Below are 24,642 nucleotides of genomic sequence, written 5' to 3'. Positions count from 1 at the left end.
GGATCGGTACAATAGCGCCAATGGCCGTCGGTCGATTCCTCCTTTGCCTGCACTCTCACATGCCTTATGTCCTATCGCACGGCAAGTCGCCGCACGGCACAGACTGGCTGAACGAGAGCGCGGCTGAGTGCTACTTGCCCATTCTCGATGCGCTCGACCGGCTACGCAACGAGGGGATCCGTCCGCGCTGGACGATCAACATGACCCCAATCCTTGCCGAGCAGTTGGACGACCCCAGCTTCAAGGCCGGGTTTGAGGATTACTGCCAAGAGAAGATCGACTGGGCGCTCAGCGATCAGAAGAACTTCCGGGCGCAGGGGCCGATGTGGATGGAAGGGGTCGCCGCCATGTGGCAGCGGTACTACACGCGGGCCCTGGTCTCGTTTAAGCACCAATGGGGACGAAGCATCTGCGATGCCTTCAGGTTCTTCCAAGACGAGGGTTGCATCGAGATCATTACCTGCGGGGCGACGCACGGCTACTCTGCGCTACTCGGGACTGACGAGAGCGTGCAAGTGCAAATCAAGCTTGGTGTCGAGAACTACAAGAAGCGGTTTGGCCGACAGCCGCGCGGGATCTGGCTGCCCGAGTGCGCCTACCGACCCATGTACGACTGGAAAGCGCCGGTTGGGGATGACGCTCCGTGGCCGCGAAAGGGCGTCGAGCAGTTCCTTGAAGAAAACGGTGTTGAGTACTTCTTCGTGGATTCGCACATGATCCGCGGGGGCGAGCCGTTGGGTACTTATGCCGCCAACTTCCCGCAGCTAGCCGAGATGTTCGCGCGCAGCAAGAAGATGTTCTCGCCGCCGAGCGAATTCCGCAGCGAGTACGAGCACTACGCACTGGAGAACGGCGTCGTGTGCTTCGCGCGCGATCCGGAAACGACGGTGAAAGTGTGGTCGGGCGACGTCGGTTACCCTGGCGATCCGGACTACCTCGAATTCCACAAGCAGCTGTACCCGGGCCGTCTGCGCTACTGGCGCATCAGCGAGAACAAGGCCGATCTCGGGGCGAAGCAGCCGTACAACCCGTGGGACGCATTCGAGAATATCCCGCAGCATGCCGAGGACTTCGTGAACACCATGAAGAGTACGCTCGCCCACTACAAAGGCCAAGCGAATCGCACGGGTTGTCTGGTGGCGATGTACGACACCGAGCTCTTCGGCCACTGGTGGTTCGAGGGTCCCGAGTTCTTGTACGAAGTCGGGCGTCGCATCCACCACGACCCCGACTTGGATTCGGTTTCCGGCGGGGACATGCTCGACATCGAGCCTCCACGGCACAGCATCCACCTGCCCGAAGGGTCGTGGGGCGAAGGCGGCTACCACTATATTTGGCTCAATGATGGCAACGTCTGGACCTGGGAGAAGCTCTACCCAGCAGAGCGAAAGATGGTGCAAATGGCGCGCAACTACGCAACCGGTCCTGCGAAGGAGATCGTTGAGCAGTGTGCGCGCGAATTGTTGCTTGCCGAAGCCAGTGACTGGCAATTCTTGATCTCAACCTTTGCTGCCCGTGACTATGCTGAGATTCGGTTCGATGATCACATCGAGCGGTTCTTCAAGCTCGCGGAAATCGCCGAACGAGCCCATTTCGGTACGCCGCCGAGCGCTGCCGATCGGGAATTCTTTGAAGACTGCCAGCGCAAGGACGCTCCGTTCCCGGAGATCGATTTGAGCATGTGGGCCAAACTTGATCGACCCATCATGCCTTCCGGAGCGTTATGAGTTCGATGCGTCGCCTCCTAATTCTTGCGTTGCCCATTGCGCTGGTCGTGGTGGGGTGTCAGTCTGCGAAGGACGCACCGATGCCAGCGGCTCCGCAGACGGCTTCGACCGCAGGGGCGACTGCGACAAAGCCAGGAACACCGCAGACGCCTTCGACTCCGCAAGGTCCGAAGCCCTCGACCACACCGCAAGAGCGGCCTTACGAGGTCACAAAGCCAGGGACTGGGGGGTGGAAACCCGCTCCGGTCAGCGATTGGAAGGTGTTCGCCAATTCTGCCGATGCCGCTGTTCCGGATGCCTCCAACCTTTACGGCGAAGGGGACCTATTCGTGGATACGGCTCAGGGGAAAGGGAACATCACGGCCTACTTCAACTACGGCGACAGCAAGAACTACCACCTTGAGTTTCAGGAGATAACGGACCCGACACAGACTCGCGCCATGATCTCGTCCGCTGGCAAGAGGATGTGGGTCGCCGACGGCAAACCCACTGTGGGGTCGCTGGAAATGCCGGGGAATGCGGACCTGCTCAAGGGTTGGAAGCAGGGATTAACACGGTTTGTCACCACGAACTGGGCTACGGGCCAGCCGGTTTGGGCTCCGCTCTGGACGACGCTGTTTGATCCGACCGGTCCGATGCAGAGTACATTTGAGCGGCAGACAGTGAAGAACGACGGACGTTCGATGGAGTTCGTGCGCGTCGTCGCGACGGACCGAAAGAACCCGAACGTCATGTGGGAGTTCCGATTCGATGGGAACCGGAAACTGCCGATCACGCTCAAGGTGTCCGATTTGGACGCCCAGGGACGACCGTGGAACGTCCAGTGGAACTTGCGCTGGAGCTTCAACAAGGGTGTCGATCGCTCGAAGTTCACCGTCTCGACCCCTTAGTGGCCGATGACGAGCGCTTCCGAGGGCTCTGCGCCAGCAGCCGGTTGCTTGAATCGGAATGCGAGGAGCACTGGTACCAGCATCATCACCGCAGCGGCCACGTAGGGTGCCACCGGCGAAAACCCAAAGAGCCAATTGCCGAGCGCGGGGCCGAGGATGCGCGCAAGAGCGCCTAGCCCTTGAGTGATTCCGAACACACCGCCCTGCATATCAAGCGGTGCCGAACTACTGATGAGACTGCTGAGCACGGGCTGAGCCATGCCAGTGGCCAGGCCAAGCGAGACGGCACCCAAGAGCGCGGGGGCCCACGGCAGTGCGAATGGGATCGCCAAGAGCAGCGGTGCTTGCAACAGGTACGAGACGCGCAGGAGCTGCTCCTGGGGGTACCGCCTCAAAAGCTTGCGGATGAGGTAGCCCTGCATGAAGGCAGTGGCGACTCCTACGGCCACGAGCATGATCGTTCCTTGCTGCTGGCTGAGCCCGAACCGGGCATCCACGAGCCGGAAGTAGGTGCTCTCCAGGTTCGAGAACGAGAATCCCGCCGCGAAGAAGAGGATGAGCAAGTGGCCGAGACCCTGGGTCGAGAGCGCCTTGCGGAGCGAGGCCATGTCCATGCCGCCACTTGCCTTCGCGCCGCGGCTTTCAGGCTCGGGCACGCTAGTCCAGATAAAGACGAAGTTCACGAGCGACAAGAACGAGGCCGTGAGCCCCATGATGAGCGGCTTGCCGTGGAATGCGAGTGTGCGCAGGTTCTCCGCCGTAACGGGGAGATCGTTCGCCATCAGGTAAGCGCGGTGATCAAGGCTTGCGAGCGCGGCCCCGGCCGCGGGTCCGATGATGAAACCGACGCCAAACGCTGCACCGATTCCGCCCATCGCCTGGGCACGTTCTTCCGGCTTTGTTACGTCGGCAACGTAGGCGAACGCGACCCCGAGGTTGGCCGCGCCGAGCCCCCCGATGATCCGCGCAAGGAGCATCATGTTTGCGTTGTCAGCGAATGCGTAGACCGCCATGGAAGCGCAACTGAGTGCGCTGGTGATCAAAAGGATCAGGCGGCGACCTCGCTGGTCGCTAAGACGGCCTAAAAGCGGGGAGAAGAGCAGTTGGGCGGCGCTGTAGGCGGCGATCATCCACCCCACCATCCAGCTCGCTTGGACCAGCTGTTGGCCGCGAAGCTGAATGTCCGGGATGACCAGCCCGAAGCTCAGTAGATCGATGAAGACCGTCAAGTAGATCGGCCAGAGCTTCGCGCGGGAGGGCATGCGACATTTTAGCTTGGATCCGGTGTACTGGTAGGTATACTCTCATGCATTGCCGGAACCTGTACTCACGTAAAGGGTGCGGGCCACCGATTCCCGTGAATCGGAAGTGCCCCCTGGAAGTGTGAACAGCCGCGCGCCGGCAACGATGACCGCACAGTGAGGCGCGCCTTGAAATCACCACAACGAAGAACGAATTCTAGAACTAAATCATCGCCCCTTAAGACTCCCGCCCGCGGGGTGAATCGAACCGAAATCATTGTCAATTGCAGCGCTCGCGAAACGCGCATTGCGATGCTTGAGGACGGACAGCTCCAGGAGTACCGCGTCGAGCGCGAAGAGCGCGTCGTCGGCTCTATCTTCAAGGGGATCGTCCAAAACGTCCTTCCGGGCATGGATGCGGCGTTCGTCGATATCGGCTTGGAGCGCAATGCTTTCCTGTACGTGGCCGACATTCTGCCGGAAGATTCGGCAACGGACAATACACCCGCCAGCATCAAGCGTGGGGAACTGCGCCGTCGCAAGATCAAGGACCTGCTCAAACCGGGCCAAGAGATCATGGTGCAGGTCACCAAGGGGCCGCGCGGCACCAAGGGTGCTCGCGTCACAACGCGCGTCGCTCTACCGGGCCGCTACGTCGTGATGATGCCGGAAGGGAACCACGTGGGCGTGAGCCGGAAGATCGAAGATCGATCGGAGCGCGAGCGCCTGCGCAAGATCGGCGAAGCGATCCTTCCTGCAGGGTTCGGACTGATTCTGCGGACCGAGTGCGAGTCGCGCACCGCGCAAGAGCTCCACGCGGACGTTCAGTTTTTGCAGCAGCTCTGGGGCCAGGTGCTCCAGTCGGCCAAGCGTCAGCGTGCTCCAGCCTGCGTGCATCGCGACCAGACGCTGCTCTACCGCACCATCCGCGATGTCTTCGGCGAAGAGATCGACCGCCTGATTATCGACGATCCGGACGAGTACGAGAAGGTGCACTTGGTCGCGCGCGTCGTTGCGCCCAAGCTCAAAGACAAGATTGACCTCTACGACGAAGAGACTCCGATCTTCGACAAGTACAACATCGAGCGCGATGTGGACCGGCTGCTGCAGCACAAGGTGTGGCTCAAGTCGGGCGCGTACTTGGTCGTGGATGAGATGGAGGCGCTCACCGCCATCGACGTGAACACGGGCAAACTCGTGGGATCGACTTCGCTGAACGAGACGATCCTTAAGGCGAACATGGAGGCGGCCGAAGAAGTCTGTCGCCAATTGCGATTGCGCGACATGGGCGGCATCATCGTCATCGACTTCATCGACATGGAGTCGGCGGAAGACAAGAAGCAGGTCCTCGACCACTTCACCTCGCGTCTCAGCCGAGATTTGGCGCGCACCCGAGTCGGGCGCATCAGCAGTTTGGGCCTGGTCGAGATCACGCGCAAGCGGACGGGCGAATCGGTTACCGAAGCGCTCACCGAGCTCTGTCCTACGTGCCAGGGCCGTGGCCGAATCCCGTCACAAGAGACCGTTTCGCTGTGGATCGAGCGCGAGATGCGCCGACGCCTGGCCGATCCGGGCAATGCGTTCCTGATCGAGTGCCACCCAGCGGTTGTCGAGACGCTGATCGGGGCGGACGGCGAAAGCGTCGAGGAACTCGAGCACGACTTGAACCGGGCGATCTACCTCCGCGCGAACTTCGACTACCAGTTCGACGAGTGGGAGATCACCTCGGGGACCATCGAGCAGTTTGACCGAAGCGTCATGGGTTACCGTCGCGCCCAGGTATTGGAGTGCAACGTGCGCTCCAGCAGCTTCGAGCATCTGAACAAAGTCATCGGCTGGACCGACACCGGTTATTACATTGAGCTGCTTGATGGCAACAGCTACGTAGGGCACCGCGTGAAAGTGAGCCTGCAAGACCTACGCAGATCGTTCGCCGTAGCGGACGTGATTCTGTCCGGCGGGGCCTCGGCCGGGCTCGTGAGTCGGCAGTCTGGAACCTAGTGGGATCGAGTATAATCTGGCCCGTTGCCGGATCGTCTAAGGGCAGGACAACGGTTTTTGGTACCGTCAATCAAGGTTCGAATCCTTGTCCGGCAGCCACATCATCTCACGCTTTCCGGTGGGTACCCTTGAACTTGAGTTCTCCAAGGTGCTATCATAGAGGGCCGCGAGCGAATTAAGGACCAGAACGACCATGGCAAAGAAAGGCGAAAAGCGCGAGATCATCCGGCTGGTATGCACGGAAGACGGAAAGAATTACTACACGACCACGAAGAATAAGGTCAACACGAAGGACAAGTTGGAACTCATGAAGTTCAACCCGAACCTTCGCAAGATGACTCTGCACCGCGAGAAGAAGTAAGCGGATTACTCTGAGGACCCCCGATGCCGAACCCGAAACGACGATTTAGCCAGCAGCGAACGGCCAAGCGCCGAACGCACTACACTACCGACCTTCCGGAAATCACCGCGAACAAGCAGGTCGGCGGTCAGCCTTTCCACCTGCGCCACCACGCGACGCCGGAAGGGTACTACAAGGGCCGACGACTTCCTGGTTACAAAGACTAACCGACCGAGTCGGGAGCGTTTTCGATGGGGTGTGTGATCACAGCGATCACACACCCCATCTCTTGTCTCCATGCTTTTCTGCGCGGTGCGCCATCTCGGCTTCGTACGGTTCGTAGTGGATGCTCACGGTCGCGCCACCGAGGGTAGCGCTGAGGTCGGCTTCCAAGTGCTCGGCCATGTCGTGCGCGCGAACGAAACTTAGGTCGTCATCGAGCAGGACGTGCAGTTCCACGTAGCGCGAAGTGCCCAGCGCGCGCGTTCGGACGTTATGGAACCCGCGCACGTCGGGATGGGTGCGCAAGACCGCCTCCATCGCCTGGATCTCGTTGTCCGGCAGCGCACCGTCCATGAGCGTGTGGATCACCGAGATCATCTGACGGATTGCGGCGACGATGACCACGAGGGTGAAGACGATTGCAACCACGGGATCCAGCCAGGCAGCGCCGGTGAGCCGGACGAGAGCGAGACCCAGCAGGACACCGATCACGGAGAAGAGGTCGCCCCGCAGGTGTAGCACCTCGGTCCGCAGCCCGGAAGAGCTCGTCTGGGCTGCGACCCGCGCCAGGTATGCAGAAATCGCCACGTTGATCAATGCCGTGACTCCGAGCGTGAGAAGTCCAATGTCGACTCTGAGCGGCTCGGGGTTCGTGAGGCGCTGGACAGCCATGAGCAAGATGAACCCCGAGGCACCGAGGATGAGCACGAGTTGGGCGGCGCTCATGAGCACTTCCGCTTTGCCATGGCCATAAGGGTGGGTGTCGTCGGCAGGGCGGCTTGCGACTCGGATCGCCTGCCAGATGCCAAACGAAGCGATGACGTCCACGCTGCTCTGGAACGCTTCGGCGAGGACGCTCGCGGAGTTGGACATCCATCCTCCGACAAGTTTGATGGCGACGACCACGACCGTGACCACAAACGACAGGCGCGCCCCGTTTTCGGCGCGACGTGCAGCGTCGAATCCTACCCGCTCGCTCATGCGTACTATCATTCTAGACGGACGCCGCCTCAATCGTTGGGGTGCTCGCCCAGTTGCGATGAGGTAAACGGAACGAGATGGTGAGTCAAGAAGATCGAACGATGGGAACGCTGGTCTGGGTGCTATCCTACTTTTTCCCCGTTTTGGGGCCGCTGGTGATGTTCTTCGCGTTGCCTGGCCGTCCATTTGTGAGGCGACACGCGGCGATGGCGCTGGCGGCGTGGGTCACGTTCCTGGTTTTTGGAGCGATAAGCGCGCTCCTAACGCTGGTGCTCATTGGCTTTCTTCTTCTGCCGGTGCTCGGGGTATGGAGTCTCGCGGTGGTGATCATCGGGGCCGTCCGTGCCTACTCTGGCGAGGAGTACAACCCAGCCGTCATCTACCCGGTCTACCGGATGCTATTCCGTGCCACGATCTAGATACTCCCTTGTTGCTCGAACTCACTGTCGAAAACGTCGCAATCTTGGACCGATGTCAGCTACGGCTCGGACCCGGTTTCACGGCGCTTACGGGCGAGACCGGCGCGGGCAAATCGCTCCTCATTGACTCGATCGGGCTTGCGCTGGGCGGACGGGCTGATAGCGACCTCGTTCGGACCGGCGCGGCGCGCGGCGTGGTGACGATGTCGGTCGACCTCAGCGAGAACCAGGCGGCACGTGATCGGTGCGCTGATCTGGGGGCAGAGTTGGAAGACGGCGTTCTGTTTGTGCAGCGCGAAGTAAGCGCCGAAGGTCGGTCAAGCTGCCGGATCGGTGGGCGGTTGGCACCCGTCAACATGCTCAAGCAGATCGGTGACCTGCTGGTCGACCTGCACGGCCAACACGATCACCAAACTCTCTTCGACGATTCGCAGCACTTGAGTTACCTGGACCTGTGGATCGGGGAACCTGCGCGCGTTTTAGTCGAGCAGGTTGCCCAGCAGTACGCTGCAGTAGAGTCTTTGCGCCGCAAGCATGCCCAGCTCCGGGCGAGCCAGCGCGATCGCTCGCAGCGGCTCGACATGCTTGAATTCCAGATCCAAGAAATCGAGGCAGTGGACCCGAGGCCTGGCGAGTACGAAGAGGTCGAGGCGAACCTGCGACGGTTGCAGCACGCGGGCACGTTGGCGCAGCTCACGGGCGAAGTCGGAGAGCTGCTCGTGAACACCGAGGGTGCAGCCCTAGAGCGAGCCACGCAGTCGGTCAAGACTCTGGAGTCGGCAGCCCGACTGGATCCGACCCTGGAGGACCCGCTGGAGCAGTTGCGCAGTGCGGTGTACGCGCTGGAGGAGGCGAGCCGAACGGTCGCACACTACTCTGACGCCATCGAGGCGTCGCCGGACATGATCGAGCTCGCCGCAGAGCGGCTTGAGGCGCTGAAGCGCTTACGCAGGAAGTACGGCGATGACGAGGCCGAAGTCTTGCGCACGTTGGAACTTGCCCATGAGGAGCGGGCGCTGCTCGCCGATGCGGACTCGAACCTCGGGGACCTGGAGTCGCAGATCGAGGAGCAAGCGAAGGCACTGCGGGGGTTCGCGGCGGAGCTCACAAAGCTGCGCACTGACCGGAGTCACGAGTTTGCTAAGCTGGTGACGGCGGAGCTGGGCGAGCTTGCCATGGAGAAAGCGGTCTTCGAGGTCCGGCTGAGTTCGATCGAACCCGGGCCCGTGGGTGCCGACGCGCTCGAGTTCTACTTTTCCTCGAACGTGGGGGAATTTCCCCGTCCGCTCAGGAAGATCGCCAGCGGCGGCGAAGTCTCGCGTGTGATGCTGGCGCTCAAGGTCGTCTTCGCAGGCCGCGCCGGCGTCCCGACGCTCATCTTCGATGAAGTGGACGCGGGTCTCAGCGGGCGGGCGGCGGCGGTCGTCGCGAACAAGCTCTCCCAACTGGCGCACCACTACCAGGTAATCGTGATCTCGCACTTACCCCAGATTGCGGGTCGTGCCACGACGCACTTTCGGATCGAGAAGGGCGAGCGGTCAGGGCGGGTTGCCACAAGCATCACCGCGCTCTCCGGGGAAGATCGCGTCGTTGAGATCGCGCGAATGCTCGCGGGCGAGACGGTGAGCGAAGCGAGTCTCGCAAATGCCCGGGACCTTCTAGGCGTTTGAGCGAATCCATGCTGTCACAATAGGGGAATGGCACCCAAGCGACTTCTACTTTCGCTCGTCCTCACCTTCGCATTGGCGGTGATGGCCTTTGCGGCACCCAAGCGAGTTAGTACCTACGCGGATCTGGTCAAAGCGCTCGAATCGGGCAATCAGGTCCGGATCGTAGCCGAGTATGCGAAGACCAAGCTCATCATGGACGGTAAGGAAGAGGCCGCCCCAAACGCGACCGGTGGCACCCAGATGGAAAGCTGGGAGCGCTTTGGTCGCGAGTTGAGCCGTGACAAGCGAGAGTGGATCTCCACGTCACACACGGTGCTCATCTCGCACCCGCGATACGGGCACGTCTACAACTACGTTCGGTTCCGCATCTACGAAGACGGCAACGTCGAAGTGACGGCACGTTACCTGACCGTCGACAAGTACGAAGTGGTGATGGACGAGAAGTTCATGGGCAAGATTTCGACCGGCAAGGACAAGGAAGGGATCCACTTCTTCATCGAACCCTGATGGTCGATCTGATTCTGCGCGGAGCGATGGTCGTGACCCCTGGTGGAACGACCATCGCAGATATCGCGATTCGGCGCGGCCGTATTGACGCCGTCGGTGACCTTCGCGGTCGCTCGGCATTACGGGAAATCGACTGTGCTGGAAAGCACGTCTTGCCAGGGGCCATCGACACGCAAGTCCATTTTCGCGAGCCGGGGATGGAGCACAAGGAAGACCTTGAGAGTGGTTCGCGGGCGGCCCTCATGGGCGGCGTAACGACGTACTTCGAAATGCCCAACACCCGACCGACGACTTCGACCGGGGACGCCCTGGCGGATAAGCTCCGGCGCGCGACTGGCCGTTCGTGGGTGAACTTTGCGTTCTTTGTCGGGGCAACTACTGACAACATCGAAGCGCTTGGGCACCTGGAGATGCTGCCCGGAACTCCGGGCGTGAAGATCTTTATGGGTTCTTCCACTGGCTCGCTGCTAGTGCAGAAGGACGAAGACGTCCGTCGCGTGCTTCAGAATGGCGTGCGCCCTTGCTCCGTTCATAGCGAGGATGAGCCGCGACTGCGCGCGCGCCAAGCTCTGATCAGCGCCGAACCGCACGTTCGGGAGCACCCGTTCCTGCGCGACGCCGAGGCGGCGAGATTGTGCACCGAGCGACTGCTCGCCCTATCGGCGGAGACCGGTCGGCCCGTCCACGTCTTACACATCTCGTCCGCGGACGAATTGCCATTGCTCCGTGCGGCCAAGGATGCGGGCCAGCCTGTGACATGCGAGGCCACGCCGCAGCACCTGATGTTAAACGCGGAGCTTTACGAGACGCTTGGTTCGCACCTGCAAATGAACCCGCCGGTCCGCGATGAGTCGCACCGATCAGCGATCTTTGCCGCGTGGCAGGGAGGGCTGTTTGACGTCATCGGGAGTGACCATGCTCCGCACACGCTTGGCGAGAAGGCGCAGCCGTACCCGAAGTCCCCGAGCGGGATGCCAGGAGTGCAGACGCTGCTTCCAGTGATGCTGACGTTGGTGCACGACGGGGCCATGAGCTTGGAGCGCTTGGTGCAGATGACGAGCGCGCGCCCCGCGGAACTCTTCGGGATCCGGGATCGTGGACGCATCGAGCCGGGATGTTGGGCCGATCTGGTCGTGCTGGACCCGAACGAGCCGTTCACCGTCGGAGAGGACTGGCTGCAGAGCAAGGCGGGCTGGAGCCCGTACACCGGTCGCACGCTTTATGGCAGGCCCGAGCGCGTGATCGTGAACGGGCGAATGGTAGTGGAGGATGGCGAAATCGCGGATACACCCGCGGGGCGCATTGTGGAGTTCGAATGGAAGTAACAGAGCTGCAAGCGGTGGTGCAGGCGGAACGCGATCGCCTGATCGAAGGATTCGAGTACGAGCAGTGGGCGAACGGCCTGTGGTCTCCCGTCGTGCCACACTTGGGCGCGGCTGGTAAAGAAGTGTGGGAGCACATGCTTATTGTCCAGGTCATTTGGTACCGGCGAGCCCTGAATCACGACGAGCTACCGGACTTACCTTCGGACACCTCCGCGGCGCTCCACATGGTCGGCACGATGTGGATTGACCTGATTCGCACCAGCGATCCGACGGCCTACGTGTCGTACACGAACTCGAAAGGGGAGAGCTACTTCGATCTTCTTGGTGACCTTGCACGGCACGTGGTGAACCATGGGACCTATCATCGGGGCCAACTCCGTGCGCTGGCCGGGGCGGCCGGCGTGGAGTTTCCGGAAACGGACTTCACGCTCTGGAAGCACCAGAAGAACAAATAGGCCCGCGTCGAACGCTAGTTCGACACGGGCACTTGTCCGCTGTTCGCGGAGTGTTTACTTTGCGGCGGCTTTGTTCGCAGCCTTCGCTGCGCGGCTCGTGCGACGAGCAGCCTGATTCTTGTGGATGATGCCCCGCTGCAAGGCCTTGCCGAGCGCGCTCTGCGCTTCGGTCAACGCCTTGGCAACGTCGGCGGCCGTACCCTTCGCGGCGAGCGTTCGCACTTTTTTGATGCGGGTCTTGAGACCGCTCTTAACGCCGAGGTTCACGGCGCGTCGCTTCGCATTGCGACGCAAATCCTTCTTCATTGACTTGATGTTTGCCATAGAAATCTGGTTCCAACTGACTCTGAGCCAATGCCCAGAAGCCGCGAATGAATACTATACCCGGTGGGCTGCTTCCAGGTCTACCACAGGCAAACCTGGAAGCGGTGCGCACTAGCGCTTGACGACGAACTTACGCTTGGTCTTGTCGAAGCCCTGCTCCACCTTCTTGGCGTCGTAGTGCCAGACCGGCGAACCGCTTCGCTGATAGAAGCAAGCGTAGCTGCTGAGAAGCGAGGCGACCAGACGGCGCGAGCAGCGTCGGATCACGTTCATTTCCCAGAGGATGGTGAGGAAGTCGGCACCCTTCGGCCAGTGCGCCATGACAGCTTGCAAGATGCTGAGCGTCGGCATTTCGGCCGCGCTGCCCGCAATCTCTCGCAGCTCTTCCATGCGCTGGCTGGTGATGAAGACGACAGGGTCGGTCTGATCCAACCAGTGGAATTCGAGCACGTTCGGCTTCGGCGTCTTGACGAGGCTGAAGACTGCGCCCGACTCGACTGGCTGCTCATAGAACCAATCGACGAGGCCAAAGATCAGTCGCTCCTTCATATTCGCCCAAGCCTGGAGCTCGCGGCCGTTTTCGTCGATGAGGAGCAGCTCCTGGATGTCGGGAGTGGCATCGAGCCATCCGGTTGGGAACTGGCAGAGCGGGAACGTACCGAGCTCGCGGTGGATCGGCTTGAGAACCAATCGGATCGTGTCTTGGTACTGTTTCGGCGCAGGGAGGATGTCTTCGTCGAGGACGTCCGTGGCGAGCGGGTGCGTGAGGAGCTTGCGCAGTGTGCTGCTAAGCCCTTCGTCGTTCAGCTCGGCGTCGATGAGTTCGCCTTCATCGTCGGTGAACTCGGTCTGCTCGTACTGGAAGATCTCGGGGATCGTTTCGACGTAGTCGGGCAGTGTCGTAGCCTTGCGGAATCGGTCTCCACCGACCCACACGATGTCCTGCTCGCCCTTGAGCGCGGCCATTAGGTTGGCCAAGTCGTCGGGGAAGGTCTTCACGCTTGGTGTGATCTCGAACATCTCCTCCAACAACTTGATGGCGGAGATGCTGTCCTCACTGCCAACCACTCGCTTGACGATCGTGCTGACGTCTTCCTTCTTGACTTCAATCGGGGCGGCGTCCTCGATCTCAACGAGTGGGGCGATGCGCTCGGCAAACTTGACGGCACTGGTGATCCACTTCTTGGCGTCTGATTCCGCAGCGAGGTTGCCCGCGCCGTCGAATTCGTAGCCCTCCACGGAAAGGATTGCGGCCCCATAGGCCTTCCAATCGTAAAACTGCGCGGCGTGTGGATCGACATCGTACAGGACGGTGGCGATGGCGGCACCGAGGAGCTTGGTATTGATTGGAGCGGTGACCTTGAGTGCTTCGGCGACGCTGCTCGCGTCCCGAAGATTCAGCTTCGCAATCTTGGAGGCGGCCTCGTTGACCTGCTCCGTGGTAAATCCGTTAACGGCCAGAGCGCGGTCAAGCGTCTCGTGCGGCCCCTGGACGAACACCCAGTCGCTCAGGGCGACCTCGTCTCGGTCCGTGATGAAGCACACGTCGCTGGAGACGGCAATGCGCCGAACCAGTTCAAGGCCCTGCTCTTCGTCCATGCCCCGGACGTAGGCAAATTCCTTCGCGACGAGGCGAATCGGCATCGGCCCGCCAAATCGATCGACGAGCAGTCGAATCGCTTCGTAGGCGGGGCGTCCCTCGGCTTCGATGCGGGCGGCAGGTACCCAGCGGCGCTCTGCGTACGCAAAACGGTCGGGGTTGGAGGCGAGTAGCGAGCGGATGGCGGCGAGACCGATGCCGGTCGATTGCAGCTGCTCTGCCAATTCGCTCAGCTTGACCGCTTCGTGGAGCTCGGTGAGCTTGCCCAGGATCATGCGATCTGCATACGCGCGTGCGGTAATCTCTTCGGGTTTGAGTTCGATAGCTTTGGCCAAAGTGGGTCCACCTTGCGCCCTTGAAAACAGAGAGTAGTGAGGGCGCGAACCTTCATTATGGCACGTGAAGACAGTCGCAGGCTAGGCTTACGACACGGTTTTTAGCATCGTCGAGACCAAAATGCTACCATCTAGGTATGTGTGGGATCGCTGGATACGTTGGGCCGAAGAACGCCGTGGAGATCGTGTACGACCAACTCAAACGGCTGGAGTACCGGGGTTATGATTCCGCCGGAATTGCGTTCCTCGATGGGGGCGTGATCCAGATCACGAAGCGTGCGGGCAAGTTAAGCGAACTGGGCAAGCTCATGCCCGACCTTCCGACCGACGCCCACATGGCGATCGCCCATTCGCGCTGGGCGACTCATGGTGCGCCGACCGACCTCAACGCGCACCCGCACTTTGATCAGTACGAGCAGATTGCGCTCATCCACAACGGGATCATCGAAAACTATCTGGAGCTGAAGGAGCACCTGAGCGCGCAGGGTCACACGTTCCAGAGCGAGACTGACACCGAGGTGGCGGCTCATGTGATCGGGGCGGAACTTGCGGCAGGTGTAAGTCTGGAAGAGGCCGTACGCCGCGCGGCATTGCAGTTCCGAGGAGCCTACGCGCTGGTGGTTGTGAGCAAGCGCGAGCCGGACAAGATTGTCTGCGCACGCAATTCCAGCCCGCTTGTGATCGGCTTTGGCGAAGGTGAGAACATGCTGGCGAGCGATATCCCTGCGCTGCTGCCGTACACCCGGCAGGTCCTGGCGATGGACGACAACCGCGTGGCGATTTTGACTCCGGAAGGGGTGGTGCTCACCGATCTTCACGGCATTGAGCAGCCTTACGTGCCGATGCACATCGATTGGGACCTGGATGCCGCGGAGAAGGGCGGCTACGACCACTTTATGCTCAAGGAGATTCACGAGCAGCCGTCGGTTATCCGCCAATGCCTCGCGGGTCGGCTGGACGAAAAGGGTGCGGTGCGACTCGACAACGTTTTCAGCGAGCACGTGTGGGGTGAGATCGACCGAGTGGTGGTGATCGCCTGCGGAACCAGCTACCACGCGGGCCTGATGGGCAAGTACCTGTTCGAAAAACTGTTGCGGTTGCCGACGGACGTCTTCCACTCCAGCGAATTTCGATACGGCGACCCCGTGCTCTCGCCGCGCTCTTTGGCGATTTTCATCTCGCAATCGGGCGAGACGGCGGACTCGCTTGCTGCACTCAAACTCTGCCGCGAGCGGCGCATCCGCACGCTGGGAATCGTGAACGTGATCGGCAGCTCGATCGCGCGCGAATGTGACCGGACGATCTTTACACAGGCGGGCCCGGAGATTAGCGTCGCAAGCACCAAGGCGTACACCGCTCAAGTGATCGCGCTGATCCTGCTGGTCCTCCACGTGGCGCAGGTCAAAGAGATGCCGGGCGTCCGAGTGGAGAGCGTGGTGCAAGAACTGAAGCGGCTCCCTGAGATGGCGGAGGACGCTCTGATGCTCGAGCAGCAAGTGATTGAACTGGCTCAGCGTGCGCGCCAAGCCAAGCTATTCTTCTTCCTCGGCCGGGGCGCAGATGCCTATGTTGCGCTCGAAGGCGCACTCAAGCTCAAGGAGATCGCATACATTCCGACGCAAGAGTCGCCCGCTGGCGAGATGAAGCACGGCCCACTCGCCCTGGTTGAAGAGGGGGTCTTCGCGATGTTCGGCGCGACCGAGGCGCACCTCCGAGACAAGCTCATCAGCAACATGAAAGAGATCCAGGCGCGCGGTGGGTTCGCGGTGGCGGTCACCACGGAGGGGGATGATCTGACTCCCAAGGCTGCCGAGATCACGCTAAAGCTTCCGCAGGTTCAGCACACCTATCTCGGGGCGCTGCTCTCGATCATCCCGTTGCAATTGCTGGCTTATCATCTGGCCCGATTGAACGATCTGGAGATCGATCAGCCTCGAAACTTGGCCAAGTCCGTGACCGTGGAATAACCCTCTACAGAACCAGAACCAACTCTTAACGTCCAGTAGAAGAAACAGTCTTGGGGATGCAAGGGTCCATTGGTATAATGTTTGTAACGATTCTGGTTTGCGCGAGGGGCGACGTTGCTTCCCGAGCAGTTTTTCTTAAGGGAGCAGACGATTGGTTGACCCGATCCTTGAAGCAGAGGCAAAATCCACGGAGACCGTTCGGTCTGGGCCGCGCACTTTGAAAAGCGGCCGCCTGGATTGCTGTGTCCACCTCAAGGCTCATCGTATCCGGTATGCGGCCGCCAAGCGGCTGGTCGATATCATCGGCGCAGTCATTCTGCTCACACTTCTGGCTCCGTTCTTTGTGATCATCGCGATTGCGGTGGCCGCCACGAGCCCAGGCCCGATCTTCTACAAGTCCACCCGAATCGGCCTTTGCGGTCAGAGGTTCGCGTTCATCAAATTCCGCTCGATGCGGGTTGATGCTGACAAGGTCCTTGAGGATCTGAAGGCAAAGAACGAGAAGGACGGCCCGATCTTCAAGATCAAGAACGATCCGCGCATCACCTCAGTCGGGCGATTCTTGCGCAAATTCAGCCTCGACGAACTACCCCAGTTCATCAGCGTCCTGACCGGCGAGATGTCGCTGGTCGGCCCGCGCCCGCCAATTCCGGCTGAAGTCGAGCAGTACGATGCCCAAACTCTCGAGCGTCTGACCATCAAGCCCGGCATCACCTGCTACTGGCAGATCATGGGCCGCTCGAACCTCACGTTTGACGAGTGGATGGAACTGGACCGTCGGTACATCCAAGAGATGTCGTTCTGGACGGACATCTCAATAATGCTCAAGACCCCTGCCGCCGTTCTGCGTGGCGATGGCGCGTACTAACTGCGCCGAATGATCTTGGGGAGGCCGAGCGTCCAGCGCAGGCCGAAACTCACCACGAACGACACCACCGCGATCGGCAACGGCAAGTGCTTGCGCCGCAATCGCCACATGATCGGGATGCTCTCAGGGGCAAATGGGCTCGTCATACGGTGCCAGAGCGTGCTTGCCAGTGAGCGACGTCGCTGGCGGTTGAATCCTCGACGATTGCGCACGCCCCCACGGGGCGTCACCCACAACTCCCAACCGCGTTGGGCGAGCTGCAACCAGAAATCGTGGTCGGCAGCGTACTGGGGGAAGTTCTCCAGGTCCATGCGCGCCGCGCGGAGCGCGGCTGCGGGAATCATGACCCCTTGTCCGCCGATCAGATCGGTTCGGTATGGCGCGGAGGGGGCGTCCGATGGACGGCTCCAGCCTCGCACGAGCTTGCCGTATAGTAGAAATCCCCACGAGTCCTGGCGGCTGTAGAGAAGGTGTTCGGACTCGTCGTAGGCGGGAACACAGGCAATGGCCTGCGCATTTGACTGAGTAGCTTCAAGCAATGCCGCCAGCGTGCCCGGCATGAACTCGGTGTCGGCGTTGGCGAGGACGACGTAGTCAGCTCCGGATTCGAGAGCCCGGTCGATGCCTGCTTGAGTGGAGGCCGCCCAAAAATGATCGCTGGGAAGCTGAAGTTGAGTGACGCTTGGATTGAGGTCTGGGATCGCTTCGCCCGCGTTGGCGACGATCACTTCGTGGCTGACGCCCAGCGACTCTAAGCTCCTAAGGCAGGCGACAACCAGGTCGGGCTCATTGAAGGTGGGGATCACGACCGCAATATGGGGGCTTCGCTCGGTCACCGCCTCGTTCATGGTAGATTCATGTCGACGTCTGTCGCACCTTAACCGTAGAGCATACTGAATTCAACGGTGACTCGATGAAGAGTCGATCCAATGTTTTATGTCTGAAGACGCAACGCCGCGCGCCCTAGCTGACCGAATCACACCGCTGTGCGGGTTTAACATCAGTGCCCTGTCGTACGCGGACAGCCTGAGCCTGATGCAGGACCGCTTGCGGTCGGGGAAGGGTGGTTGGGTGCTCACCGTCAACTTGGAGATCCTCTCAACGGCGCGTCTGGATCCCGACTACCGCCGACTCATTCAGGGGGCGGACGTTGTGGTTGCTGACGGCATGCCGTTCGTGTGGGCAAGCCGCCTCAAGCGCGGCGTCTCGCCGATCCCCGAGCGGACCACCGGGAGTGATCTCTCTGGTGATCTCATTCGAAATCACCCCTTGGATCGGATCGCAATCATTGGCGGTGCCAACCCACCGCAGGCTTTGCGCGCGCTTCAGATCGAAGAGCATGATGAAATGTTTATCTTCGATCAAAAGGTGGACATGCGCGATGAGGCGCTCGACGCGCTGATCGGGAAGGTGCGCGATCACGGGGCCGATTTGATCTTTGTGGCTCTCGGGGTGCCCAAGCAAGATGTGGTCGCAGCCAAGATCCGAGAACAGATTCCGAACGCGCTGATCCTGGGAGTCGGAGGCACATTTGAACTCATCGCAGGCTTGAAACCGCGTGCACCCATGTGGATGCGCATGAGCGGCTTGGAGTGGCTCTGGCGCTTGTACGTGGAGCCGCGGCGCCTATGGCGGCGGTACTTGCTCCTCTACTGGGTCGGGCTTGGGTTCCTGGTAGATGACGTGCTTCAGGGGCCAAAAGCGCGCGCATTGGCACGATCCGCGCAACAGCGACGTTGAGCCTTTCGGTGACTGTATTTCGTCATGGGTGTGGGGACCGTGGCATCGAGTTCCGAGAATCTGATAAGATCACCTGAGCTGCAACTATGATTAGGGCCCATATTTTTCGCACGCTGCTATGCGGCATCTTCGGCATTATTGTCGCGGTCGTCGCATACGTCCTTTCGAAACCCATCTACGAGGGCCGATTGGAAATCCTTTTGGGCGACCAAACGCGGCAGCAGCAGACCAACAGCACGCTGTTCACTCAGGACGTTGCTCAGATTTTGAACTCGGTTGCAGCTTCGAGCCTTACCACCGAGCGTCAGCTCCTCAGCTCGAACGCAGTCTTCTTCCAAGCGGTGGACGAGGTCTCTCGCCAGCGCAATGAGCGTGAACTCGTCGACAACTGGGCGCAACTCTACCGGATGTACGACATTGAAACGGCTCGAACCACCAACCAACAGGTGGACGCCGGTGTTGCTCTGCTCAAGGTTCGCGCTTACAACGCTGAAGTGGCGGCGGCCATCGCCAACGCGATTGCGACGAAGTACAACGAGATTCGCCAGCAGAATGCGCGTGAGTCGGTTCAGCAGGCTCTGAGCTACCTCGATACGAACCTGCAGGCAACCGAGCGCGAACTCCGCGAAAAGGAACGCGCCCTCCAAGATTTTAAGAAGAACCAGGGCTTTGCCGATCTGGCCAAATCTGCCTCGGACGAATCGAATGCGCAGGCCCAGTTGAAGCTGCGTGTTCAGGGATTGAGAGGATCGCTCATGGCTGCCGACGCGCGCATTGCGGCCCTGCAGTCGTCGATCGCGCAGACGCCCAAGAAGGCTGACTTGAATACGACCGAGTCGCGAAACCCGGTCGCAGCCGCTTACGAACAGCAACTGGCGACGCTGCGCGCCGAACGGGCTCGACTTCTCGGTGTCTATCTCGAAGATGCGCCGAGGGTCAAGGACATCGACAAAGCGATCTCTGAAGTCGAACAGCTTCTGAAGAAAACGAGCCTCACCAAGTCGCAATACGCACAGAGCAACGAAGGAATGAACCCGCTGTGGCAAAGCCTCCAGCAGTTGCTCGGCCAAGCCAAGGCAGACCGCGATGCGATCAAGGCTGAACTCGCCTCGAACGAATCAAGCTTTACCGAGCAGTCGGCGACCGTCGCCGCGATTCCGACGAAGGAAGCCAGTTTCCTTCAGCTGACCCGCGACTACAACCTGGCGGACGAGCGATATCGGCGACTGAAGTCTCAGGCGGACGACCTTCGCAACCGTTCGGAGACGGCAACCCGCGCAGCACTCGTTCTGAACATCGCAACCCCCGATACAAACCCAATTGCACCGGACCTGATGAAGTTCCTGCTCATCGGTACGATCGGTGGTCTCTGTCTAGGCATGCTGTACAGCTTCGTTCTGGAATCGCTCAAGCTGCGGATCCAGAGCTCAACCCAGCTGACTGCTCTGACCGGTCTCCCAGTCATCGCTTCGATCCCGGCGGGTCAGCGAACGGGTGCCAAGGGCCTGCGCGCGATCGCCAAGCCGGGCGCAAATCCACCGGAGTCGCTGCGATACATGGCATTCAGCATGGTCACGAACAATACGAAGACCATGCGGACGTTCATGTTCACCGGTATCAAGACCGCGATGACCACCTATGCCAGCGCCGCTCAGTTTGCGGTTGCTGTGGCCAAAGGCGGAACGCGTGTGCTGCTGGTGGACGCCGACATGTTCCAGTCGCCGATCACAAAGATCTTTGAGGCGACGGGCAAGCCGGGCATGAGTGATCTGTTGGCTGCGGATAGCTCGCAGAAGGTCGAGGACCTGGTCGTTCCGACCGTCCACGAGAACCTGATGCTGCTGCCAGGTGGTACCGACACGACGCTGCGATTCTTGACCAATGCTCCTCAGCCCAAGCTTGAGGCGATCTTCCAGGCTCTGCGGCTGTATTGCGACGTCGTCGTCGTCGCGATCCCGCCGTGCGACGTGCTTGCGGACGCAAGCTGCATCGCGCGCCTGGTGGACGATGTTGTGCTCGTCGTTTCGGCCGCCCAGACGAACTACCGTGCGGTGCCGCTGGCTCAAGATCTCTTGAACAAGGCCGGTGCCAAGGCGATCAGTATCGTCATGGCCGACGCCCAAGCGGACGAAGAGCCGTTCGCAACCAAGAGCGCCTATCTCCGCCGCACCTGAAACAAATCCGGGTTCCCGGATGAAGGTCTCGGTCATTGTGCCTGCGTACAATGCCGAGGCCTTTTTGCATGCTGCGCTTGAGAGTGCTTGGAATCAGACGATTCCACCGGACGAGATCATCGTCGCGAGCGACGGCAGCACCGATGGGACCGCCAATGTGGCACGGGGCGCGGGCGCTCGCGTGCTGGAGCTACCGAAAGGCAACGGGGCTATTGCACGGAACGCGGCTGCCAAGGAAGCCATCGGGGAGCGGCTGTTCTTCCTCGACGCCGACGACCTTTGGGTGCCGACCAAGATCGAGCGACACTTGGCAGTAGGAGCTCCGCTCATCTTAGATAACGCCCAGCCGTTCACGGATTCCGGCGAGTCGTTCTCTTGGCTCGGAGGATTACCGGTGTCGGGGGAACTCCCTTGGCGCAGGTTGTTGAATCACAAAGCGTGGCCGAGCGGCTCAGGGTTCTCGGTCTTACGCGAGGCCTATTGGGGGGTCGGAGGATTCAACCCGGAACTTACAAAGTTCCAGGACGTTGATTTCTGGGTACGGTGCGCCGCACACTGCGGCACCTTCATCAATCTGCCAGAAGTATTGACGCGCTACCGAATCGTGCGCGGGAGCGTCTCGAAGGTAGTACGTCGCCACGAACAGAACCTGGAAACAATGCTGAGCGGATGGGACTTCGCCGCCGATTCTGATAAGAAGAAGATGCGGGCACTGGCCGATCTGCTGGCCGCAGAGTTCTTGCCGTGGCCTGACGCGCTGCGGCACCTGGTCCGAGCGCGATCAATGGTGGCGAATCGGTACTACTGGAAGTGCGTCCTGGGTTCGCTACGGCGTACAATAGGGCGGACTGCCTAAGACGGAACGATATGGAAACAACGCTCCAAGAAAGGAATATTCGGGCGAGGCTAGATGCTATGGGTCGCGACCGGCTCGCGCCCGCGCACAAGACGCTTTACTACTGGGGCGTCGTCAACTTGTTTTTCGCGTTGGGTCAGCAGTTCTTGAACTACATCCTGAGCCCCATCGGTGCGAACAAGTTCACCTACTCCAGCATCCTTGTGTGGCTCGTGGTGGCGGTCGTCTCGAAGCGCGCGACGCTGCGCTTTCCCCTTTTCTTGGTCATCATGCTCGTCTTGGCGGTGTGGTTTAACATCACCACTCTTTATGCGGAGACGCAGGTCGCGCGATTCACGATTTTTACCGCTATGGATACGATGCTGTACGTGTATGCGCTTGCCTTTTTGCAGGCCGCGGCGCTCGTATGGTTCGCCCCCGAGGTGCGTCGCGTCTATGGCAGGGTGATGGTCGTCATCGTGGTGCTCTCGTCCGTCGTGGCACTAACGCAGTTCTTGAACTTCCAACCGACGATCGCGTATGCGAACATGGTGCGGCAGTTCGATATCGTCTTCACCACGGGCGAGCGAGAAGAGACCATCCGGTCCCCAGGGCTGTTCTCGAACATCGGTACCGCCGCCGTCTACGGCATGATCGTGAGCATCATGGTCACCACGGCGCTGGAGTTCCGCAAGATGAAGTGGTACGAATACACGGCCGTAGCGTTCATGATGCTTTCGACGCTGCTGGTGCAGGTCCGCACGCTACTGCCGTTCATCCTGATCTGCGCCGTCTATCTCTTGGTCCGCTTCATGCGCCTGTACGGCGCGAAAGGGCTCGGCGTGGTGGTGCTGGGCATCACCGCGGTCCTCGGTTTCGTGGCGTACAAGGCGGATTCGTTCGAGTACCTGTTTAGCTCCAGCAATGCGACGATGGCTTACCGCAAGGAAGTCTTGTGGACGCAGGCCTATCAGATTCTCGATGAGTACCCGCTGACGGGAATCGGAATCGAGCCCGCATTTGCCGGTTGGACCACGCAGATTTTGCCCAACAAATGGGTGGAGACCCCGCTCATTGACTCCGGTTTCTGGATCGCCGGTTGCTACGGCGGCTGGCCCGCGATTGGTCTGATCATCATGTGTCTCATCGCGGCGCTCCTGGGGGCGATACGCCTCTTGCGGGCTCCCGACGAGGATGGTTGGCACCGGGCGTTCAAGCTCGGGGTACTGTGGCTTGTCATCCTCTTTACGGTCGCCATGTATTGGGGCAGCCAGTGGGTGAACCCCGCGATCTGTACCGTGTACTTCGTCTTTGCGGGTCTCAGCCTGCCGAGTGCGCGCTCCGAGGGGATTGATCCCGAGCGTCAGGCGAAGCAGACGGCTGCGCTGGGCGAACGACTGTGGCGCGCGCTTCCGGGGACGATGACCGAAACGGGGGACGTGAAGGCGATCAACAAGATCTACAAGTGAGCGAAACACCTCCCGATGCCAGCGATACGCTCGCGGCTGACTCGGAAGAGGGTCGCTCACGTGGGTCTGTCGTCCTCATTGCCGCGCGACTCGCGGCGCTCGCGATCCAGGTCATCACGCTCCCAATCGTCGTACGCGCGGTAGGGGACACGGGCTTTGGCGCGGCCAGTACGGCGCAGGTCATCGCGACGTTCGCCATGTTGCTGGATTTCGGTTTTGGCGAGGGTGGGTGGACGTCACTGCTCCGGGCGGGTACCGACCCCTCTGGGCGCGAGATCGTGCGCATGCGTCGAACGCATATGCTGCTATGGCTTTCGGTAGGGATGTCGGGCCTGGTCGTCGTGACGCTGCTGGGGCTGGTGATTCCGCTGTCGGACTATAAGGGAGCGTCGTTCCCCATCTTCGCGGCCGCGGGATTCTATTTCCTCTGGTGGTCGATGCACATGGCCACCGGCCACTTCTTCATGGCGCTGAAGCGGTTCTCGCAGCTTGCGCTCGTGAATAGCTGCAGTACGATTCTGGGTCAGATCATCTCCTTGGCGATGACATTTACGACTCGCCGTCCCGAGTGGATTCTGCTTGGACCAGCGGTGGGCTGCATCGTCTCAACTTCGATCGGCATGGTCGTCGCTCGCCAGATCCGCCGCAAGCTGGAGATTACGCCCAGGTTCGATCGAGAGTTGGCCAAGTCGTTTTTCCGCATCGGGGTCAAGAGCTACTTCAATCGGTGCCTCACCTACATCATGGGCGGGGCGGACCGGATCATCGTGGGTTTGGTTAGCCAAACGCAACTGGGCATCTACGAGAAGACGACGCGTGTGACCAATGGCTTGCACGATGCCACCACCCAGATCCGGAACACGCTGTACGCGGACATCACGCGCTCGCACATGACCGATCCGCAGAAGTTCGCGCGAGACCTGGATCGCCTGAGCCGCATGTCCCTCATGATTGCGTTCACGTTCATCGTGATTCCGAGCGCGTTTGGAACCTCCATCCTTCACATCTTGTTCAAAGAGGGCGCGTACTCTGGAGGGACCATTTTGATGCTGTGCCGCGCGACCTACTGCGCGTTTGAGCAGTACTATGCGATCTTCGCAATCGGCATCTTGGCGATGATCAAGCCCCATCTACACCTGCGGGTCACGATCTGGAATGCTGGCGTTACCGTGCTCGCTACGTACCCGATGTTCCAGGCGTTCGGTGTCTTGGGCGTGGGGTACATGAATGTTGGTTTGAACGTGCTGCTGCTCATTCCTTACTTGATCATGGTGAAGCGGCGGGTCTCGACCGAATTCCCCATTCGTGCGCACTTCCGGGCGGTTCTGACGTTGTTCGCCGTCGCGGGAGTCATGGTCGCGGTGTGCATCCTGGTGTCGGCTTGGCTGGTGAACATGCACCTCGCTTGGCTAAGCATTGCTGTAGCTCCTTTGCTGATGGGGGTGGGACTGCTCGCTTTCTTGGCGACCGGGCAAGTGGCTGCACCGAGCCCGCTCATGCGGGTGCTCAATCGACGAATGCCCGCGTTTGCGCGCCGGGTGATGCCCTAAAA

General features: G+C 60.5%; 22 protein-coding genes and 1 tRNA gene. 18 read left to right on the top strand and 5 right to left on the bottom strand.

Annotated features, from left to right (window positions below; translation table 11 throughout):
• The first annotated feature begins 20 nt into the window (after positions 1-20).
• Both JNM85_03275 and JNM85_03270 read left to right on the top strand, forming a co-directional pair.
• Positions 21-1,727: a DUF1957 domain-containing protein gene (locus JNM85_03275; GenBank protein ID MBL8087076.1), complete on the top strand. Its 1,707-nt coding sequence runs from the start codon at positions 21-23 to the stop codon at positions 1,725-1,727.
• A 5-nt stretch (positions 1,728-1,732) separates the two neighbouring features.
• Positions 1,733-2,617, top strand: a complete 885-nt coding sequence (locus JNM85_03270; GenBank protein ID MBL8087075.1) for a hypothetical protein — start codon at positions 1,733-1,735, stop codon at positions 2,615-2,617.
• Here the strand turns inward: JNM85_03270 and JNM85_03265 are convergent.
• Positions 2,614-3,879: an MFS transporter gene (locus JNM85_03265; GenBank protein MBL8087074.1), complete on the bottom strand. Its 1,266-nt coding sequence runs from the start codon at positions 3,877-3,879 to the stop codon at positions 2,614-2,616. The genes JNM85_03270 and JNM85_03265 overlap by 4 nt on opposite strands.
• Positions 3,880-4,116: 237 nt before the next feature.
• On the opposite strand from JNM85_03265, the gene JNM85_03260 reads away from it, so the two are divergent.
• The 4 genes from JNM85_03260 (at position 4,117) to rpmF (ending at position 6,426) form a co-directional block, all read left to right on the top strand.
• Positions 4,117-5,859: an Rne/Rng family ribonuclease gene (locus tag JNM85_03260; protein ID MBL8087073.1), complete on the top strand. Its 1,743-nt coding sequence runs from the start codon at positions 4,117-4,119 to the stop codon at positions 5,857-5,859.
• Between the two features lie 25 nt (positions 5,860-5,884).
• Positions 5,885-5,958 (top strand) — tRNA-Gln (locus tag JNM85_03255).
• Positions 5,959-6,052: 94 nt separating this feature from the next.
• Positions 6,053-6,220: a 50S ribosomal protein L33 gene (gene rpmG, locus JNM85_03250; GenBank protein MBL8087072.1), complete on the top strand. Its 168-nt coding sequence runs from the start codon at positions 6,053-6,055 to the stop codon at positions 6,218-6,220.
• Positions 6,221-6,243: 23 nt separating this feature from the next.
• Complete coding sequence (rpmF, locus tag JNM85_03245) at positions 6,244-6,426, top strand: 50S ribosomal protein L32 (protein ID MBL8087071.1); 183 nt, start codon at positions 6,244-6,246, stop codon at positions 6,424-6,426.
• Between the two features lie 46 nt (positions 6,427-6,472).
• Here the strand turns inward: rpmF and JNM85_03240 are convergent, their stop codons facing one another.
• Entirely contained in the window at positions 6,473-7,402 is a 930-nt protein-coding gene (locus JNM85_03240; GenBank protein ID MBL8087070.1) for a cation transporter, read from the bottom strand.
• 77 nt (positions 7,403-7,479) lie between these two features.
• On the opposite strand from JNM85_03240, the gene JNM85_03235 reads away from it, so the two are divergent.
• Genes JNM85_03235 through JNM85_03215 form a run of 5 tightly spaced genes read left to right on the top strand, consistent with a single transcriptional unit; the run spans position 7,480 to position 11,778 of the window.
• The gene (locus JNM85_03235; protein ID MBL8087069.1) at positions 7,480-7,821 is read left to right on the top strand and encodes a DUF4870 domain-containing protein; all 342 of its coding nucleotides are present in this window, start codon (positions 7,480-7,482) and stop codon (positions 7,819-7,821) included.
• Between the two features lie 11 nt (positions 7,822-7,832).
• Positions 7,833-9,491, top strand: a complete 1,659-nt coding sequence (gene recN / locus JNM85_03230; protein MBL8087068.1) for a DNA repair protein RecN — start codon at positions 7,833-7,835, stop codon at positions 9,489-9,491.
• Between the two features lie 27 nt (positions 9,492-9,518).
• Positions 9,519-9,998, top strand: a complete 480-nt coding sequence (locus tag JNM85_03225; GenBank protein MBL8087067.1) for a hypothetical protein — start codon at positions 9,519-9,521, stop codon at positions 9,996-9,998.
• Complete coding sequence (locus JNM85_03220) at positions 9,998-11,323, top strand: dihydroorotase (protein ID MBL8087066.1); 1,326 nt, start codon at positions 9,998-10,000, stop codon at positions 11,321-11,323. The genes JNM85_03225 and JNM85_03220 overlap by 1 nt, the downstream gene beginning before the upstream one ends.
• Positions 11,314-11,778 (top strand): hypothetical protein, encoded by a 465-nt coding sequence (locus JNM85_03215; GenBank protein ID MBL8087065.1) that lies wholly within the window; start codon positions 11,314-11,316, stop codon positions 11,776-11,778. Before JNM85_03220 ends, JNM85_03215 begins: the two co-directional genes overlap by 10 nt.
• Positions 11,779-11,832: 54 nt before the next feature.
• Here JNM85_03215 and rpsT read toward each other — a convergent pair whose 3' ends face one another.
• Together rpsT and JNM85_03205 are read right to left on the bottom strand one after the other, a co-directional pair.
• Positions 11,833-12,102, bottom strand: a complete 270-nt coding sequence (gene rpsT, locus JNM85_03210) for a 30S ribosomal protein S20 (protein ID MBL8087064.1) — start codon at positions 12,100-12,102, stop codon at positions 11,833-11,835.
• Between the two features lie 111 nt (positions 12,103-12,213).
• The gene (locus JNM85_03205; GenBank protein ID MBL8087063.1) at positions 12,214-14,037 is read right to left on the bottom strand and encodes a hypothetical protein; all 1,824 of its coding nucleotides are present in this window, start codon (positions 14,035-14,037) and stop codon (positions 12,214-12,216) included.
• A 137-nt stretch (positions 14,038-14,174) separates the two neighbouring features.
• On the opposite strand from JNM85_03205, the gene glmS reads away from it, so the two are divergent.
• Together glmS and JNM85_03195 are read left to right on the top strand one after the other, a co-directional pair.
• Positions 14,175-16,004, top strand: a complete 1,830-nt coding sequence (gene glmS, locus JNM85_03200) for a glutamine--fructose-6-phosphate transaminase (isomerizing) (GenBank protein ID MBL8087062.1) — start codon at positions 14,175-14,177, stop codon at positions 16,002-16,004.
• Between the two features lie 217 nt (positions 16,005-16,221).
• Positions 16,222-16,872 carry a sugar transferase gene (locus JNM85_03195; GenBank protein MBL8087061.1) on the top strand — a complete coding sequence of 217 codons (651 nt, stop codon included), beginning with the start codon at positions 16,222-16,224 and terminating at the stop codon, positions 16,870-16,872.
• Here the strand turns inward: JNM85_03195 and JNM85_03190 are convergent.
• Complete coding sequence (locus JNM85_03190; GenBank protein MBL8087060.1) at positions 16,869-17,720, bottom strand: glycosyltransferase family 2 protein; 852 nt, start codon at positions 17,718-17,720, stop codon at positions 16,869-16,871. The genes JNM85_03195 and JNM85_03190 overlap by 4 nt on opposite strands.
• Positions 17,721-17,808: 88 nt before the next feature.
• Between JNM85_03190 and JNM85_03185 the strand changes: the two genes are divergently transcribed.
• The 5 genes from JNM85_03185 (at position 17,809) to JNM85_03165 (ending at position 24,640) form a co-directional block, all read left to right on the top strand.
• Positions 17,809-18,612, top strand: coding sequence for a WecB/TagA/CpsF family glycosyltransferase (locus tag JNM85_03185; GenBank protein MBL8087059.1), 804 nt, complete (start codon positions 17,809-17,811; stop codon positions 18,610-18,612).
• A gap of 86 nt (positions 18,613-18,698) precedes the next feature.
• Positions 18,699-20,786 carry a hypothetical protein gene (locus JNM85_03180; protein MBL8087058.1) on the top strand — a complete coding sequence of 696 codons (2,088 nt, stop codon included), beginning with the start codon at positions 18,699-18,701 and terminating at the stop codon, positions 20,784-20,786.
• Positions 20,787-20,805: 19 nt separating this feature from the next.
• The gene (locus tag JNM85_03175; protein MBL8087057.1) at positions 20,806-21,642 is read left to right on the top strand and encodes a glycosyltransferase family 2 protein; all 837 of its coding nucleotides are present in this window, start codon (positions 20,806-20,808) and stop codon (positions 21,640-21,642) included.
• A 59-nt stretch (positions 21,643-21,701) separates the two neighbouring features.
• Positions 21,702-23,090, top strand: coding sequence for a hypothetical protein (locus JNM85_03170; protein ID MBL8087056.1), 1,389 nt, complete (start codon positions 21,702-21,704; stop codon positions 23,088-23,090).
• Complete coding sequence (locus tag JNM85_03165; GenBank protein MBL8087055.1) at positions 23,087-24,640, top strand: lipopolysaccharide biosynthesis protein; 1,554 nt, start codon at positions 23,087-23,089, stop codon at positions 24,638-24,640. The genes JNM85_03170 and JNM85_03165 overlap by 4 nt, the downstream gene beginning before the upstream one ends.
• The last annotated feature ends 2 nt before the right edge of the window (positions 24,641-24,642 follow it).

It is taken from the genome of Chthonomonas sp. (genome assembly GCA_016788115.1).
Classification (GTDB): domain Bacteria; phylum Armatimonadota; class Fimbriimonadia; order Fimbriimonadales; family Fimbriimonadaceae; genus UBA2391.
Note: the sequence above shows the minus strand (reverse complement) of the source record. Positions and strands in the feature narration are given on the sequence as shown.

What these genes read in the sequence shown, in the direction of transcription:
- JNM85_03275 (MBL8087076.1), top strand. Translation starts at nt 21, where the DNA reads ATGGCCGTCGGTCGATTCCTCCTTTGCCTGCACTCTCACATGCCTTAT.
- JNM85_03270 (MBL8087075.1), top strand. Translation starts at nt 1,733, where the DNA reads ATGCGTCGCCTCCTAATTCTTGCGTTGCCCATTGCGCTGGTCGTGGTG.
- JNM85_03265 (MBL8087074.1), bottom strand. Translation starts at nt 3,879, where the DNA reads ATGCCCTCCCGCGCGAAGCTCTGGCCGATCTACTTGACGGTCTTCATC.
- rpmG (MBL8087072.1), top strand. Translation starts at nt 6,053, where the DNA reads ATGGCAAAGAAAGGCGAAAAGCGCGAGATCATCCGGCTGGTATGCACG.
- rpmF (MBL8087071.1), top strand. Translation starts at nt 6,244, where the DNA reads ATGCCGAACCCGAAACGACGATTTAGCCAGCAGCGAACGGCCAAGCGC.
- JNM85_03240 (MBL8087070.1), bottom strand. Translation starts at nt 7,402, where the DNA reads ATGAGCGAGCGGGTAGGATTCGACGCTGCACGTCGCGCCGAAAACGGG.
- JNM85_03235 (MBL8087069.1), top strand. Translation starts at nt 7,480, where the DNA reads ATGGTGAGTCAAGAAGATCGAACGATGGGAACGCTGGTCTGGGTGCTA.
- JNM85_03225 (MBL8087067.1), top strand. Translation starts at nt 9,519, where the DNA reads ATGGCACCCAAGCGACTTCTACTTTCGCTCGTCCTCACCTTCGCATTG.
- JNM85_03220 (MBL8087066.1), top strand. Translation starts at nt 9,998, where the DNA reads ATGGTCGATCTGATTCTGCGCGGAGCGATGGTCGTGACCCCTGGTGGA.
- JNM85_03215 (MBL8087065.1), top strand. Translation starts at nt 11,314, where the DNA reads ATGGAAGTAACAGAGCTGCAAGCGGTGGTGCAGGCGGAACGCGATCGC.
- rpsT (MBL8087064.1), bottom strand. Translation starts at nt 12,102, where the DNA reads ATGGCAAACATCAAGTCAATGAAGAAGGATTTGCGTCGCAATGCGAAG.
- glmS (MBL8087062.1), top strand. Translation starts at nt 14,175, where the DNA reads ATGTGTGGGATCGCTGGATACGTTGGGCCGAAGAACGCCGTGGAGATC.
- JNM85_03190 (MBL8087060.1), bottom strand. Translation starts at nt 17,720, where the DNA reads ATGAACGAGGCGGTGACCGAGCGAAGCCCCCATATTGCGGTCGTGATC.
- JNM85_03185 (MBL8087059.1), top strand. Translation starts at nt 17,809, where the DNA reads ATGTCTGAAGACGCAACGCCGCGCGCCCTAGCTGACCGAATCACACCG.
- JNM85_03180 (MBL8087058.1), top strand. Translation starts at nt 18,699, where the DNA reads ATGATTAGGGCCCATATTTTTCGCACGCTGCTATGCGGCATCTTCGGC.
- JNM85_03175 (MBL8087057.1), top strand. Translation starts at nt 20,806, where the DNA reads ATGAAGGTCTCGGTCATTGTGCCTGCGTACAATGCCGAGGCCTTTTTG.
- JNM85_03170 (MBL8087056.1), top strand. Translation starts at nt 21,702, where the DNA reads ATGGGTCGCGACCGGCTCGCGCCCGCGCACAAGACGCTTTACTACTGG.